Here is a 14289-nt window from a genome sequence, read left to right as displayed (position 1 = left end):
TGTCCTCAGCCGAAACGGGCGGGGGCGGCGGTTTCCATCGGCTGGGCCAGCGCCGCATCCTTGCGGCTGACATCGGCAAGACCGGCGCCCAGCACCATCAGCGTTGCCGTGCCCAGCACGAAGACGATCAGCGCGGGCAGCAGCATCCGGCTGCGGCGCGGCGTGGCGGGGTCGTGAGGCTCGGTCAGTCGCATCATCGGTCACTCGGCGCTGTTTACGCGCGGCTCCTTCGCAGTCCTGCAGCAGAAAATGGCGACGATCTTGGCGATTTCAAGTCGTCCTGCCGATCGCCTTGTTCTCTACTGTTCACGTTCGTGTAACTCTCGGCAGAGTCTTTCGGTTCCGCTGCGACAGAGGAAAATGCACGCCCGCCCATCCTGCGGTGCGCGCCCTTGCCGGCGGCCGCTCGCCCTTGCACTGTGGGTGCAGTGCCGCAGGGCAAGGGTGCAAGACGGGGGAGCATGCGAATGATCGGGGCCCTGACACTGATACTGTGCTGCCAGCTCGCCGGCGAACTCGTGGTCACCGCCAGCGGCCTGCCGGTGCCGGGCCCGGTGCTCGGCATGATCCTGCTGTTCCTGCTGCTGCTCATTCGCGGCGGGGTGGGGGAGGATCTCGGCCGGGTGGGCGATGCGCTTTTGAAGAACCTGGCGCTGCTTTTCGTGCCGGCCGGCGTGGGCGTCGTCGTGCATCTCGGCCTGATCGGGCGCGAGGGGCTGGCGATCACCGCCGCGCTGATCGTCTCCACCCTGCTGACCGTGCTGGTCACCGGCCTCGTCATGAGCCGGCTGGCGCGGCAGGAGGCGGAAAGCCCCTCCGGTCCCGAGGGTGGCGCGCAATGAGCGAGCCGCTGTCGCAGATCTGGGTCTATCTGTCGGCGAGCCCGCTCGCCGCCCTGACGCTCACCCTTGCCGCCTATCAGCTCGGCTTCTTCCTCTACCGGCGGGCCGGCTTTCACCCCCTGGTCAATCCGGTGCTGGTCGCGGTGCTGCTGATCGGCGCCGTTCTGCTTGTCTCCGGCACCGCCTATCCGGTCTATTTCGACGGGGCGAAGTTCGTGCACTTCCTGCTGGGGCCGGCGACGGTGGCGCTCGCCATCCCGCTCTACCGCCAGTTCGCGCAGGTGCGCCGCTCCGCGCTGGCCATCGGCGTCAGCCTGCTGGCCGGCTCGCTCACCGCCGCGCTCTCTGCGCTCGCCGTCGCCTGGCTGCTCGGCGCCTCGCGCCAGACGCTGGCCTCGCTCGCGCCGAAATCCGCCACCGCGCCGGTGGCCATGGGCATTGCCGAGCCGCTCGGCGGGCTGCCCTCGCTCACCGCCGTGCTGGTCATCCTCACCGGCATCTTGGGCGCGGCGCTCGGGCCGCTGGTGCTGGATCTGGCGCGCATTCGCGACTGGCGGGCGCGCGGCTTTGCCATCGGCACTGCCGCCCACGGCATCGGCACCTCGCGCGCGCTGCTGGTCAACGAGACCGCCGGCGCCTTTTCCGGCCTTGCCATGGGGCTCAATGCCATAGCGACGGCGCTCTTGGTGCCGCTCGTCTGGCGCCTGATTTTCGGGTAGCGGGTCTTCGGGTAGCCGTCAGCTCGCGGCGATGCGGGCCGCGTCCTGCGCCGCATGCGCTTCTGCCCGGCGCAGCCAGGCGCGCGGGTCGGTCAGCTGGCCGCCGCGGTCGCGCTCGCCGCTGAGCGCGGTGCAAAGGTCGGCGACCGCCTCCAGCGAGTGCACGGCGCGGAACTCGTCGACATGCGGCAGCATCGCCCGCACGCCCCTTGCGCGCGCCTCGAACCCTTCGAAGCGCAGCAGGGGGTTCAGCCAGATCAGCCGCCGGCACGAGCGGTGCAGCCGGTCGATCTCGCGCTCCAGATCCTCGTCGGTGTCGCGCTCCAGACCGTCGGTGACCAGCAGCACGATGGGGCCGCCGGACAGCACCCGGCGCGACCATTGCCGGTTGAAGGCGGCGAGCGCTGTGGCGATGCGCGTGCCGCCGGACCAGTCCTCCACCCCTTGCGTACAGGCGAGGAGCGCCTCGTCCGGGTCCTTCATCCGCAGCTGCCTTGTGACATTGGTCAGCCGCGTGCCGAACAGGAAGGTGTGGACGTTGCGCCGCTCCTCGGTCAGCGCATGCATGAAATGCAGCAGGATGCGGGTGTACTGGCTCATCGAGCCGGAAATGTCGCAGAGCGCGACGACGGGCGGGCGCTTCAGGTCGTGGCGCCGGTGGCGCAGCTCGATCATGTCGCCGCCGGTGCGCAGCGAGGCGCGCAAGGTGCGCCGCGGGTCGATGCGCCCGCGCGTTGCGCTGACCAGCCGGCGCAGGCGCACCTTCTCCATCGGCAGCACCATTCGCCGGAGCGCCGCCTTGGCCCGGCGGATCTCCTCCGCGTTCATCTGGGCGAAGTCCTTGCGCTGCAGCAGCTCGCGGCCCGACACGGTGAAGCGGGCGTCCACCACCACTTCCTCGCGCTCGTGCTGCTGGCGTTCGCGCGTCGCCTGGAAGGCCTGTGCAACGCGGGTCTGGCCTGCCTTGGGCTTGTCCGGCTCGCCGCGCGCGGGCGCCACCGGCGAAAGGATCGACAGCAGCTTCTCGATCAGCCCGCGCGAGCGCCAGTAGATGCGGAAGGCCTCGTCGAAGACGGCGCGCTGCTCGCGCTTGCGCACGAAGACCGCATGCAGCGTCCAGTACAGGTCCTCTCGGTTGCGGATGCCGGCGACCTCGACCGCGCGCACCGCATCGACCACGCTGGCCGGTCCGACCGGCAGTCCGGCACGGCGCAGGGTCCGCGCGAAATGCACGATGTTGTCGGCGATGCGTCCGCCGGCCTGCTCCTGCAGCGTCGCGAGCTCGTCCGTCATCGGCTCAGGCCGCTCCGCTTCCCGTGCGGTCGTGGTCGCGCTGGATCTCCTCGATGATCTTGCGGGCGCGCGAGCCGCGCACGCGCTCGATGTCGTCCTGGTATTTCAGCAGCACGCCCAGCGTGTCGGACACCATGTCCGGGTCCAGCGCGATCTGGTCCAGCTCGGTCAGCGCGGTCGCCCAGTCCAGCGTCTCGGCAACGCCCGGCTGCTTGAACAGGTCCTCGTCCGTGCGCAGCGCCTGCACGAAGGCGACGAGTTCGCGCGACAGCCGGTCGCCGGCGCCCGGCACCTTGCGGCGGACGATCTCCAGTTCGCGCTCCGCGTCCGGATAGTCGACCCAGTGATACAGGCAGCGGCGCTTCAGGGCGTCGTGGATTTCGCGGGTGCGGTTGGTGGTGATGATGACGATGGGCGGCTCCTCGGCGCGGATCGTGCCTAGTTCGGGGATCGTCACCTGGTTGTCCGACAGCACTTCCAGCAGGAATGCCTCGAACGCCTCGTCGGCCCGGTCCAGCTCGTCGATCAGGAACACCGGCGGACCGGAGAGCGAGGGCTCCAGCGCCTGCAGCACGGGGCGCTTGATCAGGAAGCGCTCGGCGAAGACCGACTTCGACAATTCGCTGTGGTCGGTGTCGCCGGCCGCTTCCGACACGCGGATCTCGACCATCTGCGCGGCGTAGTTCCATTCGTAGACGGCGGTGGAAACGTCCAGCCCTTCGTAGCATTGCAGGCGGATCAGCTCGCGCCCCAGCGCCTGCGACAGCACCTTGGCGATCTCGGTCTTGCCGACGCCGGCCTCGCCTTCCAGGAAGAGCGGCCGCTTCAGCTTCAGCGCCAGCAGCAGCACAGTGGCCAGCGAGCGGTCCCCCACATAGCCCTGGCCGTCCAGCAGGGCGCTCGTCGCGTCGATCGTGTCCGGGAGAGGCTGCGCGGTCATCTGGGCTCCTGTTGCTCGGCTCGCCCGCGCAGCCGTCCAAAGGCGCCGGGCTCTTTCCCTGCAACATAGTGCGGGCAGGCGGGGCTTGTCAGGTGTCCTTAGGGACAAGGCGGCCGCAAACGACGGGTTAACCCGTCGTTAACCATGAAGTCCGGACACTTGACGCTGGGTGAGGGACTTCGAAAGGTTCGGATCATGAGATCATCGGATTTTTCCCGCCAGCTTGAGGGCTACGGCCTGCTCACGGCCCATATCCTCTACCACATGCCCGACCATCCGCGGCTGCTGCAGACCTTCCTGTGGCAGACGCTCGACAAGGCTCCGACCTTCCCCGAGCTCAGCCGCTTCCTGCAGTTCTGGGAGCGCGACATCGAGGGCAGGCTGCATTCGGTGCGCATCTCCCATCGCGACCTGATCGGGCCGAGCGACTGGCGCATTCTCGACGCGGAGTTCCCGATCCACTGACGGATCGGTCCTGCCTGCGGTCCACTGCGCGGGGCGTGGCGGAGTGCTATGCCCCGCCGCACGGGCATCCTATGCCGTGCGGCTACCTGCGGCGCCTATAGAAACCCAGGGCGAGCTCGAGAGAGAGCGGCCCGTGCAGGCCAATGCCAAAGAAAAAAAACAGAAAATTCAGCAGCGGATACTCGTCACTATCAAATTTGTGAAAGGCGTATATTGAAAATATTATCCAAAATAAGGAGGAATAAAATTTGTAGTTTTCATATTTTATGTAAATTCTGCACAGTCCGATCCATCTGCATGTCAGATATGAGGATGCAAATATACTGATGGCTACAAATGGCGGGTATTCTCCCAAAGCAAAAATGAGATAGGACATCACGCCGAGGCACGAAATCAGCAACAGCGACTTGATGTTGCCCTGTGCCGTTTGGGACAGACGCCATTCCATGAAACCCCTCCATCATAGGTTGCGAGGAGGGTAGGTATAAAACATGAGTAAAACAATCATGTTTTTGGGCGCGCGGTCCTGGTTCCCCAAAATCGTGCACTCCTGCATTCCGAAATGCCGCCTGCGCCGCGTCTCAGCGCGGCGGGGGCGGCGGCAGGCCGGCACCGTCGCGCATGATCGCGCGTGCCTCGGGGGTGAAATCGGAGCCGGCGCCCTCGTGCAGCACGAAGCCCGGCAGCAGGCGCATCGGCGCCCGGCTCGCCCGCACGCTGCGCACCAGGATGCGCGTTGCCGCGGCCTCAGGGCGCGGGCGCAGCGGAATGACGTCGATGGCGCCGAAGCGGCCGGGCAGCAGCTGCAGGATCTCGCCCAGCCCGTCGGCGCGGAAGATCATGGTCAGCGTGCCGCCCTCGCGCACGATGTCGGTGGCGACCCGCACCCAGGGCTCCAGCCCGCGCGTGTCCAGCACATGCGCCCCGGCGCGCGGCGCGGCGGGCGAGGCGCGAAAGCGCCCGTCGGCATAGTAGGGCGGGTTGACGATGGCGTGGTCGGCAAGGCCCGGCGTCAGGCCGGCGGCATGGCGTTCGCGCCCGCGGGCGGTGATGTCCGCCTCGACGATGGAGACGCGCGAGGCGAAACCGGCATTCTCGGGCACGGCAAGCGCCCGCTCCGCCAGATCCAGCGCCGCCCGGTCGCGGTCGACCAGCAGCACTTCCACCTCGGGCAGGCGTGCGGCGAGGCAGAAGCCGGCGGTGCCGACGCCCGAGCCGAGATCGACCACGCGCCCGCGCGTTCCGGCGGGCACGGCGGCCGCCAGATAAACCGCGTCCAGCCCGGCGCGGTGGGCGCCGCGCGCCGGCTGCAGCACCTGCACCAGCCCGCCGAGAAAGGCGTCCTTGGTGACCGCGGCGCTCTCCTGCAGCGCCTGCGCCACGGGTCCCGGTTCTGCTGCAGCGCCTTCGATGTCGGCCGCGTCCTGCACGTCGCCGCTCACGGCTGAGGGCTCCCGTCGGCCTTTTGGTGGCGGGCCAGCGTGTCGGCATCGAGCTCGTGTGCGAGCTCCATCCGGCGCATGAGACGAATGGCCGCGCCGAGGTCCTCCTCGATCACCATCACCCGGCGAGGGATGATGCCGAGCGAGCCTTCCAGGATGCTCATGTTGCCATCCAGCACGAGATGACCGATGCCGGCTTCGTCCAGAAGCGCCTCGACATAGGAAATCAGGACCATATCGTTGGTCTTGAGCAGAGGAACCATGTAGTCCTTGTCCATTGGGTCTTGCGGGTGGGGCACCTTACAAGACCAGGGCGGTCGAGGCGACATTCCCTGATGCGCCTGTGCGGCATCTGTGCGGTTTGGTCAACGGTGCGTCTCGCGAAAGACGGCTTGCCGTGGGCATGGGCCGGACCTATTGTCCCGCCGTCTCTTACTCGAAACGAGGTTGTTCAACGTGGGCGTGGTGGTTCCCTTGCGCGAAACCCGGTCAGAACCGGCCAGCATCCAGAACCTGGTCGACCTCACCGCCGGCGGCATGGAGGCCGTCAACCAGCTCATCCTGTCCAAGGCGGGATCGAATGTCGAGCTGATCCCGGAGATCGCCCGCCACCTGATCTCGTCGGGCGGCAAGCGGCTGCGGCCGATGCTGACCCTCGCCATGGCCGACATGTTCGGCTACGCGGGCGACGGTCATGTGGGCCTGGCCGCCAGCGTCGAGTTCATGCACACGGCGACGCTCCTGCACGACGATGTCGTCGACGAGAGCGACATGCGGCGCGGCAAGCTCGCGGCGCGCAAGTTGTGGGGCAATCAGGCAAGCGTGCTGGTCGGCGACTACCTGCTCGGCCAGGCCTTCAAGATGATGGTCGATGTCGGCTCGCTCGAGGCGCTGCAGATCCTGGCCAGCGCCTCGGCTGTGATCGCCGAGGGCGAGGTCATGCAGCTCGGTGCGGCGCAGGACCTGGAGACTACCGAAGAGCGCTACATGCAGGTCATCGAGGCGAAGACGGCGGCCCTGTTCGCCGCCGCCGCCGAGGTCGGTCCGGTCATCGCCGAGGCGTCCGACGCCAACCGCGCGCTCGCCCGTTCCTACGGCATGGCCCTCGGCCTTGCCTTTCAGCTCGTCGACGATGCGCTCGACTATGGTGGCTCGGCCGCCGATCTCGGCAAGGACACTGGCGACGACCTGCGCGAAGGCAAGATCACCCTGCCGGTTATCCTCGCCATCCGCCGGGGCAAGCCGGAGGACCGCGAATTCTGGGTCCGCTGCCTGGAAGAGCGCGACGTGCGCGACGGCGATCTTGACCGTGCCATCGCGATCATGCAGGAGACCGGGGCGCTCGCCGAGACGATCGAGCGGGCCCGTGCGTTCGGGGCCGAGGCGCTGGAGGCGCTGCGGGGATTACCCGCCAGCGAGCAGCGCGAGGCGCTGGCCGAGGCGGTCGAATTCTGCATCGCCCGCGTCAGCTGAGTTTTCGCGACGCCATTATCGAATTTGAGCGATTTCGAGACGGGTTTTTGCAAAATCCGTCTCGAAATTTGCAACCGCCCCGCTTGCCTTTGCGGGGCGGGTTGTCCCCGTGGCGGCACCAGCCCCGTGGGGCCGGTTATCCCCTCAGCCCATCCGCTCCGACGCGTAGCTGCCCGGGCTCGCCGGGAAGACCACCGTCTTGTTTCCGTTGAGGAAAACGCGGCGGTGGATATGCGCGTGGATGGCGCGGGCGAGCACCTGGCTCTCCACGTCGCGGCCGAGCGAGACGTAATCCTCGGGCGACTGGGCATGAGTGACGCGCACCGTGTCCTGCTCGATGATCGGCCCCTCGTCGAGGTCGCTGGTGACGTAGTGGGAGGTCGCGCCGATCAGCTTCACGCCGCGCGCGAAGGCCTGCTTGTACGGGTTGGCGCCCTTGAAGCTGGGGAGGAAAGAGTGGTGGATGTTGATGATCCGCCCGGCCATTTCCTCGCACATGCGCGTCGACAGCACCTGCATGTAGCGGGCCAGAACCACCAGTTCCGCGCCGGTTTCCTCGACGATCGCCATCTGGCGCGCCTCGGCCTCCGCCTTGTTATCCTTCGTCACCTTTATGTAGTGGAAGGGGATATCGTGGTTCACCACCAGCTTCTGGTAGTCGAGGTGGTTGGAGATCACGCCGACGATGTCGATGGGCAGCGCGCCGATCCGCCACCGGTACAAAATGTCGTTCAGGCAGTGCCCGAACCGGGAAACCATAATTAAAACCTTCATTTGCGCCTTCTCGTCATGGAACGAAAAGTCCATTCCGAAGGTCTCGGCATGGGGCGCGAAGCCGCCCGACAGCTCGTCCAGGCTTGCGCCGGTCTCGCTGTTGAAGCTGACGCGCATGAAGAAATTCCCGGTCTCGCGGTCGTCGAACTGGGCGCTGTCGGTGATGTTGCAACCATGCTCCGCCAGATAGGTGGAGATGGCGGCGACGATGCCGCGGGTCGAGCGGCAGGTGACGGTCAGGGCGAAGGCGCTCATCAGTGATGATTCCCGGCTGAGAGGACAACAGGTCCACGCGATAGCGGAGTGTCGCGGGTTGTCCAAGTGTTGTCGCGTTCGCGCGCCGGGGACATTTCGAAAAACGGCGCGTTGGCGCCGATTTGCGACGGGCAGGCGTGCGGTTTCGCCTCAGGCGACCGCCGCGACGGGCGCGGCCTGGATCCACCAGCCGGGATGCTGCGCGGCGAGCCGGAGGGCCTCCCGCTCGGCCTCCTCTATCCCCGCGAACAGCGCGAAGCATGTCGCGCCGGATCCGGACATGCGGGCAAGGCGCGTGCCGGGTGCGACGCGCAGCGCGGCAAGCACATCGGCGATCGGCGGTGCCAGCGCGAGCGCCGGTGCTTCCAGGTCGTTCCGCGTTTGCTCCAGCCAGGCAACCAGCGCATCGAAGGAGGCGAGGTCGCGGTCGGCAAGCGGGGAGAGCGGCGGGTTGTCGCGGCGCTTCAGCTGCGCGAAAACGTGAGGCGTTGCAACGGGTAAGCCCGGATTTGCCAGGAGGATCGCATGGCCCGGAAAGCGGGGAAGAGGCGCGACCTCGGTGCCGGTGCCAGAGACCAGCGCCGGCTTTGAGGTCAGGCACATCGGCACGTCGGCGCCGAGCGTTTCGGCGATCTCCGCGAGCCGCGCCATCTCGCTCTCGCTGGGCTCGCGGCCGGTCATCGCGGCGAAGCCGAGCCGCAGTGCCGCAGTCGCATCGGCCGAGCCGCCGCCGATGCCGGAGGCGACCGGCAGGCGCTTGTCGAGGGTCAGGGCGAGGGGCGGAAGGGCGGTGCCGAACGCGCGGGCGAGCGCGGCAAGCGCGCGCAGGACGAGATTGTCGCCCGCCGGGTTATCCCCGCCCGTATCGGCGGCGAGTGCGCCGGCGAAGGGCCCTGTGAGCGTCAGCGCATGGTCTGTCCCTGCAGCTCGCTCTGCCGACAGTTGGTCGCCGAATTCGGCAAAGGCGACAAGGCTTTGCAACAGGTGATAGCCGTCGGCGCGTCGGCCGGTGACATGCAGGGCGTAGTTGATCTTGGCGCGCGCGAGCAGAGGAGCGGGGCGGGGCCCGCCTACGGATATCCCCGCGCCGGGCATCTCTCCCGGCGTCGGGCTGTCCGCCGGATCGGCAGGGCTCACGGCGGCGTCAGCCGCCGTTCTGCTTCGGCTCGGCCTTGGCCGCGGGCGGCTCGCCGTCTTCCTGCAGGCCCTTCTCGATCTTCTCGAGAATCTTCGGTAGCTCTTCCGGCTCGGGGCCGAGATCGCGGGCGTGGTTCCACTGGAACCGCGCCTCCAGCCGGCGCCCGACCTTCCAGTAGGCATCGCCCAGATGGTCGTTGAGCACCGGATCCTGCGGCCGCAGCTCGACGGCGCGCTCCAGCTCGGTCACCGCCTCCTCGTAGCGGTGGAGGCGATAGTAGGCCCAGCCGAGGCTGTCGACGATGTAGCCGTCGCGCGGGCGCAGCTCGACCGCCTTGCGGATCATGTCCAGCGCCTCGGGTAGCTTAAGCCCTTGATCTACAAGAGAATATCCGAGGTAGTTGAGCACCAGCGGCTGCTCGGGCGACAGCTTCAGCGACAGGCGGAAGTCGGCCTCGGCCGGACCCCAGGTCTTCAGCCGTTCGCGGCAGATGCCGCGATAGTAGAAGATCGTCCAGTGCTTGGCTTCCGGCTCGGCGATGGTCTCGATGCCCTTGGTGTAGGCCTCATCGGCCTCCTTGAAAAGCTTGTGAGATCTCAGGACGTTACCGAGCGCGACCACGGCATCGAGGTCGCTCGGATCCTTCTCCACCAGGGCCGAGAGGTGGGCGCGCGCCTCGTCCAGATTGTCGAGGGCGTTGTAGTTGATGCCCACCTGGATCTCGGCATCGCGCTTGAGCGGAGAGGACTCCGGCACACCGGACAGAACCTCGATGGAGCGCTGGAAGCGGCCCATGCGGTCGAAGAGGCCGGCCAGCGCGATTGCCGCGACATCGGCCTCCTCGTCCAGATGCAGGGCGAGCTGCAGGAAGGTCGCGGAGAGCTCCTCGCCGCCGTCGCGGCCGATGGCCGCGCCGAGCCCGTAAAGCACCTCGGCTGCGCCCACCTGCGGGCTTGCGGCGATGCGCTCGATGGTCTCGCCGCTCTCGATCCGCTTGCGGGTGGCCACCAGCACCGGGTGGTCGGGCAGCATCGCGTTGAACTCGGCCAGCACCTTGAGCGCGGCCTCCTTGTCGCCGTTGCGATAGAGCGACAGGGCGTAGGCATTGACGACGCGCAGAGCGCCCCGGTCGGCGCTGTAGGCATCGCGGAAGTTCGCCTCCGCGTCCTTGCTCCGGCCCGCGAAGTCCTGGATCAGGCCGGTATGGTAGGCGACAAAGACGGTGTACCAGCTCGGCCCGTTCAGCCGCGAGATCCGCGCCAGGGCCTCGTCGGTCTTGCCGTCGCCGGCCAGCGCCCAGGCGGACAGGAGCCCTGCCGCAAGCTCGGCCAGCGGGCCGCGGCCGCCGTCGGAAAGATACTCGCCGGCCTTGGCGTTCTTGCCGGCACGCATCTCCTCGACCGCCAGCATCAGCCCGGCGAGGAAGTGGTCGGCCTGCTCGCCCTTGAGGCGTTCGGCCAGTTCCAGCGCTTCGGCAAGGTCGCCGTTCGCCAGCTTCAGAACGAAGGTGCGGTCGAGCAGGAAGGGGTTGCCCGGATCGACCAGAAGCGCCTCGCCGAAAAAGGTGGCGGCATTGTCGAGATCGTTGCTCTGCCCGGCAAGGCGCCCGGACAGATAGCTGCCGCTCAGCGTGATGGGCAGGCCTTCGGGAGTGCCCGAGCTGAAATCCGGGTCGATGTCGGTCGCCTGGGCATGGGTTTCGGCGAAAGCCGGAGGGGCGGATGAAAGGGCCGCGAGCGAGGCCAGAAGGGCGACGCTGCAGGCGAGGCTGCCGCGGCGGGCGGTTCGGGTGAGGCGGCGTGTTGTCATCCGGATTGTCTCAATGCCCCTGCTTTGGCGCGAATGCGGCGAGTCATCCGCCTGATTTTGCCTGCGAGGATGGCCGCAATATGTCTCTCCTGCAAGCAGGTGCGACCGGCGGAGCCGGAAAGCCGGCTCACGCTGCGCGGTCGGCGAGGCGCCAGTTTCGCATGCTGTCAGGCGATATGGGGCGCCACAATGCCGGCGGCAATGCGGCACCTGCGAGAATCGTAAGGCGTCGAACGGCCTGCCGTGCGGGCCCGGGCTCCTTTGCCGGGGGGCGGAAAACGGCCCGAACCATAGCCTGCATCAATAACCGGCCGGCCGATTGCGCAAAAAACCTTTGTTTCGTGCACTGCATCATTTATGGGGGTGGGCATCCGGGGAGGGAGGCGCACGCGACCTCAAGCGCAGGGTCCGGCGCCTCCGGGGCGCGCGATCGCAAGCCCCGAAGCGAGAGGATGCAGGCGGCATGACCAAATGGGTGTTCGGTTTCGGTGACGGCAAGGCCGAAGGCACTGCCGAAATGAGGAACCTGCTCGGCGGCAAGGGAGCCAACCTTGCCGAGATGAGCAATCTGGGACTGCCGGTGCCGCCCGGCTTCACGATCACCACCGAGGTCTGCACCTGGTTCGACAGCCACGACAAGACCTATCCGGACGAGCTGCGCGCCCAGGTGGACGCAGCGCTCGAGGAGGTCGGCCGTATCACCGGCCGCCGTTTCGGCGACACCACCAACCCGCTGCTGGTCTCGGTGCGCTCCGGCGCGCGGGTCTCCATGCCGGGCATGATGGACACGGTGCTCAACCTCGGCCTCAACGACGCCACGGTGCCGGCGCTGGCCGAGGCCGCAGGCGATCCGCGCTTCGCCTATGACAGCTACCGCCGCTTCATCCAGATGTATTCCGACGTGGTGATGGGCCTCGATCACCATGCCTTCGAGGAGATCCTCGAGGAGTTCAAGAACGAGCACGGCCGCGATCTCGACACCGATCTGACGGCCGAAGACTGGCAGCAGGTCATCACCAGCTACAAGGCCCTGGTCGAGGACGAACTCGGCACGCCGTTCCCGCAGGACCCGCACGAGCAGCTGTGGGGCGCCATCGGCGCTGTCTTCCTGTCCTGGGAAAGCGCGCGCGCCATCACCTATCGCCGGCTGCACGACATTCCCAACGACTGGGGCACGGCGGTCAACGTGCAGGCGATGGTGTTCGGCAACATGGGCGAGGACTCGGCCACCGGCGTTGCCTTCACCCGCAATCCGTCGACCGGCGAGAAGGCGCTCTACGGCGAGTTCCTGATCAACGCGCAGGGCGAGGACGTGGTCGCCGGCATCCGCACGCCGCAGGACATCACCGAGGCCGCGCGCATTGCCGCCGGCTCCGACGCGCTGTCGCTGGAGCGGGCGATGCCCGAGGCCTTTGCCCAGTTCACCGAGATCTGCGACCGGCTGGAAGGCCACTATCGCGACATGCAGGATCTCGAGTTCACCATCGAGCGCGGACGCCTGTGGATGCTGCAGACGCGCTCGGGCAAGCGCACGGCGCGCGCCGCGCTGAAGATCGCCGTGGAGATGGCCGACGAGGGTCTGATCTCCACCGAGGAAGCGGTGATGCGTGTCGACCCGGCCGCTCTCGACCAGCTGCTGCACCCGATGATCGACCCGGCGGCGGAGCGCGATGTGATCGCGACCGGCCTGCCGGCCTCGCCGGGGGCTGCGTCCGGCGCCATCGTCTTCTCCTCCGACGAGGCGGAAGAGGCGAAGGCTGCGGGCCGGAAGGTGATCCTGGTGCGCGTCGAGACAAGCCCCGAGGACATTCACGGGATGCATGCGGCCGAAGGCATCCTGACGACGCGCGGCGGCATGACCAGCCACGCGGCGGTGGTGGCGCGCGGCATGGGCAAGCCCTGCGTCTCCGGCGCCGGTGCGCTGCGGATCGACTATCGCACGGCGACGCTGACGGTCTCGGGCCGCAAGCTGTCCAAGGGCGACGTGATCACCATCGACGGCACCACCGGCCAGGTCCTGGTCGGCGAGGTGGCGATGCTGCAGCCGGAAATGTCCGGCGAGTTCGCCCGGCTGATGGAGTGGGCCGACGTCCACCGGCGGATGGCGGTTCGCACCAATGCCGAGACGCCGGCGGATGCGCGCGCGGCGCGCGGCTTCGGCGCCGAAGGCATCGGCCTGTGCCGTACCGAGCACATGTTCTTTGAAGGAGAGCGCATCGTCGCGGTTCGCGAGATGATCCTGTCGGAGACCGAGCAGGGCCGCCGCGCGGCGCTGGACAAGCTGCTGCCGATGCAGCGCGGCGACTTCACCGAGCTGTTCGAGATCATGCAGGGCCTACCCGTGACGATCCGTCTGCTCGACCCGCCGCTGCACGAGTTCCTGCCGCATAGCGAGGAGGAGATCGCTGAGGTCGCAGCGGTGATGGGCGTCGACAGCGAGGTGCTGCGGCAGCGGGCGCATGATCTCAACGAGTTCAACCCGATGCTGGGCCATCGTGGATGCCGGCTGCTGGTGACCTATCCCGAGATCGCCGAGATGCAGGCGCGCGCCATCTTCGAGGGCGCCGTTGCGGCCGGCAAGACGACCGGAGCGCCGGTGACGCCGGAGATCATGGTGCCGCTAGTCGGCGTCAAGGCGGAGCTGGACATGGTGCGCGCACGCATCGATGCGATGGCCAAGGCTGTGGCGCAGGAAACGGGCATCACCATCGACTATCAGGTCGGCACGATGATCGAGCTGCCGCGGGCCTGCCTGCGCGCCGGCGAGATCGCCGAGACCGCGGAGTTCTTCTCGTTCGGCACCAACGACCTGACCCAGACGACCTTCGGCATCTCGCGTGACGATGCGGCCTCGTTCCTCGGCCCCTACCAGCGCATGGGCGTGATCGAGCGGGATCCGTTCGTCTCGCTCGACCAGGAAGGCGTCGGCGAGCTGATCCGCATCGGCGCCGAGCGCGGCCGGGCGGCCCGCCCGGGCCTCAAGCTCGGCATCTGCGGCGAGCATGGCGGCGACCCGGCCTCGATCACCTTCTGCGAGAGCGTCGGGCTCGACTATGTGTCCTGTTCGCCGTTCCGCGTGCCGATCGCCCGACTGGCGGCGGCGCAGGCGGCGCTGAAGGCGAAGAAAGCGGCCTGAGGC

At 67.8% G+C, this 14289-nt stretch carries 13 protein-coding genes; 5 read left to right on the top strand and 8 right to left on the bottom strand.

From position 1 onward, the window contains the following. Nucleotides 1-5 precede the first annotated feature (5 nt). Entirely contained in the window at nt 6-197 is a 192-nt protein-coding gene (locus ACVJ6E_RS10555) for a hypothetical protein (RefSeq protein ID WP_120267341.1), read from the bottom strand. A 270-nt stretch (nt 198-467) separates the two neighbouring features. On the opposite strand from ACVJ6E_RS10555, the gene ACVJ6E_RS10550 reads away from it, so the two are divergent. Together ACVJ6E_RS10550 and ACVJ6E_RS10545 are read left to right on the top strand one after the other, a co-directional pair. Beyond that, nucleotides 468-842 carry a CidA/LrgA family protein gene (locus tag ACVJ6E_RS10550; protein ID WP_120267342.1) on the top strand — a complete coding sequence of 125 codons (375 nt, stop codon included), beginning with the start codon at nt 468-470 and terminating at the stop codon, nt 840-842. Continuing rightward, the gene (locus tag ACVJ6E_RS10545; protein WP_120267343.1) at nt 839-1561 is read left to right on the top strand and encodes an LrgB family protein; all 723 of its coding nucleotides are present in this window, start codon (nt 839-841) and stop codon (nt 1559-1561) included. The genes ACVJ6E_RS10550 and ACVJ6E_RS10545 overlap by 4 nt, the downstream gene beginning before the upstream one ends. A gap of 18 nt (nt 1562-1579) precedes the next feature. On the opposite strand, the gene ACVJ6E_RS10540 is transcribed toward ACVJ6E_RS10545, so the two are convergent. Together ACVJ6E_RS10540 and ACVJ6E_RS10535 are read right to left on the bottom strand one after the other, a co-directional pair. Next, nucleotides 1580-2854, bottom strand: a complete 1275-nt coding sequence (locus ACVJ6E_RS10540; RefSeq protein WP_120267344.1) for a vWA domain-containing protein — start codon at nt 2852-2854, stop codon at nt 1580-1582. Nucleotides 2855-2858: 4 nt separating this feature from the next. Beyond that, nucleotides 2859-3794, bottom strand: a complete 936-nt coding sequence (locus tag ACVJ6E_RS10535; RefSeq protein WP_120267345.1) for an AAA family ATPase — start codon at nt 3792-3794, stop codon at nt 2859-2861. A 195-nt stretch (nt 3795-3989) separates the two neighbouring features. Between ACVJ6E_RS10535 and ACVJ6E_RS10530 the strand changes: the two genes are divergently transcribed. Then, nucleotides 3990-4259 (top strand): usg protein, encoded by a 270-nt coding sequence (locus ACVJ6E_RS10530; RefSeq protein WP_120267346.1) that lies wholly within the window; start codon nt 3990-3992, stop codon nt 4257-4259. A gap of 581 nt (nt 4260-4840) precedes the next feature. Here ACVJ6E_RS10530 and ACVJ6E_RS10525 read toward each other — a convergent pair. After that, nucleotides 4841-5701 carry a tRNA1(Val) (adenine(37)-N6)-methyltransferase gene (locus ACVJ6E_RS10525; protein ID WP_208996609.1) on the bottom strand — a complete coding sequence of 287 codons (861 nt, stop codon included), beginning with the start codon at nt 5699-5701 and terminating at the stop codon, nt 4841-4843. Further along, a complete protein-coding gene (locus ACVJ6E_RS10520) occupies nt 5698-5964 on the bottom strand; it encodes a putative signal transducing protein (protein ID WP_120268301.1) in 267 nt (88 codons plus the stop codon). Before ACVJ6E_RS10520 ends, ACVJ6E_RS10525 begins: the two co-directional genes overlap by 4 nt. A 193-nt stretch (nt 5965-6157) precedes the next feature. Here ACVJ6E_RS10520 and ACVJ6E_RS10515 point away from each other — a divergent pair, with 193 nt between their 5' ends. Further along, a complete protein-coding gene (locus ACVJ6E_RS10515) occupies nt 6158-7174 on the top strand; it encodes a polyprenyl synthetase family protein (protein ID WP_185926550.1) in 1017 nt (338 codons plus the stop codon). 144 nt (nt 7175-7318) lie between these two features. Here the strand turns inward: ACVJ6E_RS10515 and purU are convergent, their stop codons facing one another. The 3 genes from purU to ACVJ6E_RS10500 form a co-directional block, all read right to left on the bottom strand. After that, nucleotides 7319-8203, bottom strand: coding sequence for a formyltetrahydrofolate deformylase (purU, locus tag ACVJ6E_RS10510; RefSeq protein ID WP_067216792.1), 885 nt, complete (start codon nt 8201-8203; stop codon nt 7319-7321). 150 nt (nt 8204-8353) lie between these two features. Further along, nucleotides 8354-9298 (bottom strand): 4-(cytidine 5'-diphospho)-2-C-methyl-D-erythritol kinase, encoded by a 945-nt coding sequence (locus ACVJ6E_RS10505; protein ID WP_120267348.1) that lies wholly within the window; start codon nt 9296-9298, stop codon nt 8354-8356. 49 nt (nt 9299-9347) lie between these two features. Then, complete coding sequence (locus tag ACVJ6E_RS10500; RefSeq protein ID WP_120267349.1) at nt 9348-11150, bottom strand: tetratricopeptide repeat protein; 1803 nt, start codon at nt 11148-11150, stop codon at nt 9348-9350. 463 nt (nt 11151-11613) lie between these two features. On the opposite strand from ACVJ6E_RS10500, the gene ppdK reads away from it, so the two are divergent. Continuing rightward, nucleotides 11614-14286 (top strand): pyruvate, phosphate dikinase, encoded by a 2673-nt coding sequence (gene ppdK, locus ACVJ6E_RS10495; RefSeq protein WP_120267350.1) that lies wholly within the window; start codon nt 11614-11616, stop codon nt 14284-14286. Nucleotides 14287-14289: the final 3 nt, after the last annotated feature.

The sequence above is a fragment of the Stappia sp. G46H5W genome, assembly GCF_058448995.1.
This window is presented reverse-complemented; position numbering and strand designations above follow the sequence as displayed.

Bases quoted from the DNA above. Each gene is read 5' to 3' on its own strand.
- ACVJ6E_RS10555 (WP_120267341.1), bottom strand. From the start codon at position 197: ATGATGCGACTGACCGAGCCTCACGACCCCGCCACGCCGCGCCGCAGC.
- ACVJ6E_RS10550 (WP_120267342.1), top strand. From the start codon at position 468: ATGATCGGGGCCCTGACACTGATACTGTGCTGCCAGCTCGCCGGCGAA.
- ACVJ6E_RS10545 (WP_120267343.1), top strand. From the start codon at position 839: ATGAGCGAGCCGCTGTCGCAGATCTGGGTCTATCTGTCGGCGAGCCCG.
- ACVJ6E_RS10540 (WP_120267344.1), bottom strand. From the start codon at position 2,854: ATGACGGACGAGCTCGCGACGCTGCAGGAGCAGGCCGGCGGACGCATC.
- ACVJ6E_RS10535 (WP_120267345.1), bottom strand. From the start codon at position 3,794: ATGACCGCGCAGCCTCTCCCGGACACGATCGACGCGACGAGCGCCCTG.
- ACVJ6E_RS10530 (WP_120267346.1), top strand. From the start codon at position 3,990: ATGAGATCATCGGATTTTTCCCGCCAGCTTGAGGGCTACGGCCTGCTC.
- ACVJ6E_RS10520 (WP_120268301.1), bottom strand. From the start codon at position 5,964: ATGGTTCCTCTGCTCAAGACCAACGATATGGTCCTGATTTCCTATGTC.
- purU (WP_067216792.1), bottom strand. From the start codon at position 8,203: ATGAGCGCCTTCGCCCTGACCGTCACCTGCCGCTCGACCCGCGGCATC.
- ACVJ6E_RS10505 (WP_120267348.1), bottom strand. From the start codon at position 9,298: ATGCCCGGCGCGGGGATATCCGTAGGCGGGCCCCGCCCCGCTCCTCTG.
- ACVJ6E_RS10500 (WP_120267349.1), bottom strand. From the start codon at position 11,150: ATGACAACACGCCGCCTCACCCGAACCGCCCGCCGCGGCAGCCTCGCC.
- ppdK (WP_120267350.1), top strand. From the start codon at position 11,614: ATGACCAAATGGGTGTTCGGTTTCGGTGACGGCAAGGCCGAAGGCACT.